The sequence below is a fragment of the Rhodopirellula sp. JB055 genome (assembly GCF_043100905.1).
Taxonomy (GTDB): domain Bacteria; phylum Planctomycetota; class Planctomycetia; order Pirellulales; family Pirellulaceae; genus Rhodopirellula.
The window spans coordinates 1-4,095 of record NZ_JBICHO010000622.1; the positions used below are offsets into that span (position 1 = coordinate 1).

Sequence of the window (4,095 nt, forward strand, 5' to 3'; positions counted from 1 at the left end):
GAGGGTCGAGCGAAGCGAGGGGAGGGTCGAGCATTTGATCCAGCACGCAACCCTCCACAGACGACGGTGGCAGCCCCCCCCCTTTTTTCCAAGGGGGGAGCAAATTAAAACGAGCACGAGTACGAGCACGAGCACGGGCACGGGCGGTCGGAACCAGCCGAGCGATCGCGGCGCTTCCAACGAAATCCAAACTCGATCACATCAAATTGACTGGATCGATGTCGACCAAGAACTCAATTTCCTCTTTGGGATCGACTTTGAAATCCGCCAGGCCTCGCCGGATGACTTCACCGACAACCGCTGCTTCCGTGGCTTGCAACAACAAGTGAAAACGATACTTGCCGCTGATTTTGACGATCGGTGGTGGTGCTGGACCAAGAATGCGTACCTCCGCTTTGAGTAGATCGCGAGCTTTTTCCAAGCGGTCAACAATTGCATCAGCCACTGATTCGGTTTTGTCTTCGATCGGACCGCGAATGATGATCCGTGCCACGCTGCCAAGCGGCGGGTAATTGAACTTCTTGCGATTGACCATTTCGTCTTCGACGAACTTCAAATAGTCGTGCCGCGCCGCGGCTTGAATCGCTGGGTGCTCCGGCGTGAACGTCTGCACGATCACTCGGCCGCCTCGATCGCCACGTCCCGTTCGCCCAGCGACCTGAGTGACCAACTGGAACGTTCGTTCGGCAGCTCGAAAGTCAGGGAAGTGCAACGCTGAGTCCGCGTTGATCACACCGACCAGCAACACGTTGGGAAAGTCCAACCCTTTTGCGATCATCTGCGTGCCCAACAACACATCGATCTCGCCAGCACGAAACTCCGACAGCACCCGTTGGTGACTGCCGGCCCGCTTCATCGTGTCGCTGTCCATCCGAGCAATGCGGGCATCGGGGAAGCGCGCTTTGGCTTCCATTTCCAATTTCTGCGTGCCCAAACCTCCGTAGCGAATCCCATCGAATCGGCACGCGGGACACCATGGCGGCGTCGGGATCGTGTAATCGCAGTAGTGGCACATCGCCTTGCCACCATCGCGGTGATGCGTCAGCGGCAGGTCACAATCAGGACACGCGCACACGGTACCGCAAGCGGGACACTGGATCGTCGTCGCGTAGCCACGTCGGTTGAGCAGCAAAATCGCTTGGCCTTTTTCTTTCAGTGTTTCCAGCACCGCCGCGTGCAAGGGTCGGCTGATCGCGCCGCCCTTGCCGCGTTCCTCTTTGACTCGCAAGTCCACCAGTTGGACGTCGGGCATTGGACGATTGCCGACCCGCTCCGACATCGTGACCAATTCCGCGTGCCCGGTTTGCGTCGCGTGCCAAGCTTCCATCGACGGCGTCGCGGAACCCAGCACCAACGGAATGCCAAGTGCCATCGCTCGTGCGTGAGCCACCTTGCGAGCGTGATAACGAGGCTGTTTGTCTTGCTTGAACGAGGTGTCGTGTTCCTCGTCGATCACGATCAGCCCCAGGTTTGGCAGTGGCGCAAACACGGCGCTGCGTGGCCCAATGACGACTTGGACCTCTCCTCGACGAATCCGCTGCCAGTGGAAGTGACGTTCCGACGCGGACATTTGGCTGTGCAACACCGCAACGTTCTCGAAACGATCTTCGAATCGTCCACGGGTCTGTGGCGTGAGGCTGATCTCGGGCACCAACACGATCGCCGATCCCGCTTGTTTGACAACATGCTCGATCGCCTGAATGTAGACCTCCGTTTTGCCACTGCCGGTCACGCCGTGCAGCAACAACGTCCGACCGCGTCCGCTGTCGACGGCGGAGTTGATCCGAGACAGAGCATTCTCTTGTTGCGCCGTCAGCTCATGCGTTTTTCTGGCTTCGCCATCGTTGGACTGAGCCCGAATGCGGATGTTTTGACTGAGCTCTCGTCGCACTTCGGGGATCAAAAGCTCCTTCTTCCGCAACCGCCGAATCGGGTCTTCGGTGCACTCGGCCATGATCGCAAGTTCCGCCGCGGTCATCGGTCGACCTTGAGCGATCAAGAACCGCATCGCCGATTGTTGCTTGGATGGCAACTTGGCAATTTGTTCTTCGGTCAGCCCCGGTGCCGGTCGGAAGTAAGTCGTCTTCCGTGTGCCCGCGTTGTCGCGAACGCTGGCGGGAATCAACGTGTCAAAGACTTGCCCAGCGGGGACTTGGTAATAATGCGCGATGAACATCACCAAACGAACCAGCGCCGCATCGCACAGCGGTTCGTCATCGATGACCTCAGCCACGTCGCGAAGTTTCTGCTGCGCCGCGTTGCCGGTCTTGATCGACACGCACCAACCAGGGGTCGGCTTTTTACGATGCCCCAGCGGCACACCCACACGCATCCCGGGACGCAGGACATCCAGCAAGTCATCCGGGATTCGGTAGTCGTAAGGCCCGTGCGGCGAGCGGCTGAACACGATCGACGCAAGCTGAACGTCTTCGCCAACCGTCAACTCCCAGGGGGGAGGATCGGTTTCGAACAATTCGTTCTGGGTCGGTTCGGACGAGTCAGCGGGCACGGGCGGGGCGGCAAAAGGAGGAAAGTTCAAAGTCGGATCGCCCAGATTGGACAACGATGATTCAGACAACATAACGTGTGAGCTCCTTTTCTTCCCGCCCGGCAAAAGACAACTCATCTATCATCGGCCCACCCCGCGACACGTCTGGTCACCCAACACATCGACGGTGCGGTTCTCCCACCTGCCCTGCCCTTCCCCGCCTTCGTTGATTTGCCTTTTCGTTCTCGGGGCTTCCTCGGTTCGGTGACAGACGATCCCCCAGCGGTCGTGAAGCTTTCGCCCAGGAACAGAACATCACGTCGTTTGAATTCCGCCCAGGCATTACACTGATTTCCTAGCGAGTCATACTTTCAAGGAATTAAGATCGCGGGTTCGTGACACCTAACATTGCGATGGTGAACTCAGCCGAACAACCAAGTCAGAACATCAACCGAGCCCAATGCATCCACGGAGCCGCTCAGTGCCCACGATTCTGAGAAACATTCTGGCAGTCGTCGCAGGTCTCTTCCTCGGCAGCGTGCTGAACATGGCGATCGTCACCATCGGTCCGATCCTGATTCCGGTCCCTGAAGGCGTGGACATGTCGGACATGGACCAATTCGCCGAGAACCTCAAACTTCTCAAACCCGCCAACTTCTTCGCACCTTGGCTGGCTCACGCATCAGGCACGCTCGTCGGCGCATTCGTTGCCGCTAAGATCGCTGCAAGTCACAAGATGAAGTTTGCACTGGGCATTGGCGTGTTCTTTCTTCTGGGCGGCATCACGATGGCCATGACCTTCGGAGGCCCACTCTGGTTCATCGTTCTGGACTTGGTCGGAGCGTACTTGCCAATGGGATACCTGGGTGGAACTCTCGCGAGAGCAACGCGACCGCAACCCACGTGACATAAAATGCATTTCGACGGCCCCATCCGGGGCGGCTAGATGGTTGCTGGATGGTCCTCTCGGGGCTTCCGCCCCGAGCTATGAACGCAGACTCCTCCGGAGCCATCCTGCTATTTAACCGTGTGGTTCGTGCCGTTCAGTTCATTCAGGGCCCGGTTGATCACGCGGACCGTGTACTTGCCATCGGCATACAACTCTTGCTTTGGCTCGAGCGCATCTCGCATCGAATCGATGACCGGCAACGCTTTCTCATCGATCTCATCGAGGACAATGGCGGCTTGCAGTCGCTCCCACTGCGCTCCGTCCGCCAATGTGTCCGCGAGGACGGAAAGAGCCTTGCTCGTGGCTTTGGGATTGCCGGAATGACAAAGCGCCCGGGCCGCGGCAACTCGTACCGTCACCGATTCGTCGGCAAGCCGTTCTTGCAGATCCATCAAATACGGGAGTTTGTCGATCTCGCCGCGAGCGAAAACGTTCCCGATCCCAGTCGCCCCCCAATAACGCACCGCCGAATCTCTGTCGTCAAGTGCAGCTCGCATGTCAGGCAGTGCCCCAGGGCCCTCGGATGCTGCGATTGACTATGGGGCGTCTCGACTGGCGAGCTCACTGTAGCCTGATTGTCGCAATACGGCATAATGGCTTCCCTTTTCGCTGGCTCGTTCGGCTAGAATCGGCTCTGGGATGAGCCCCAAGTCCTTGG

3 protein-coding genes are annotated in these 4,095 nt (G+C 58.4%); 1 reads left to right on the forward strand and 2 read right to left on the reverse strand.

The window, feature by feature from the left end; genetic code table 11:
• Nucleotides 1-196: 196 nt before the first annotated feature.
• Nucleotides 197-2,581 carry a primosomal protein N' gene (priA, locus tag ACF8AM_RS24235; RefSeq protein ID WP_392558122.1) on the reverse strand — a complete coding sequence of 795 codons (2,385 nt, stop codon included), beginning with the start codon at nt 2,579-2,581 and terminating at the stop codon, nt 197-199.
• Nucleotides 2,582-2,969: 388 nt separating this feature from the next.
• Between priA and ACF8AM_RS24240 the strand changes: the two genes are divergently transcribed.
• Nucleotides 2,970-3,395 carry a hypothetical protein gene (locus tag ACF8AM_RS24240; RefSeq protein WP_392558123.1) on the forward strand — a complete coding sequence of 142 codons (426 nt, stop codon included), beginning with the start codon at nt 2,970-2,972 and terminating at the stop codon, nt 3,393-3,395.
• Between the two features lie 110 nt (nt 3,396-3,505).
• On the opposite strand, the gene ACF8AM_RS24245 is transcribed toward ACF8AM_RS24240, so the two are convergent.
• Complete coding sequence (locus ACF8AM_RS24245; protein ID WP_392558124.1) at nt 3,506-3,934, reverse strand: HEAT repeat domain-containing protein; 429 nt, start codon at nt 3,932-3,934, stop codon at nt 3,506-3,508.
• Nucleotides 3,935-4,095 lie beyond the last annotated feature (161 nt).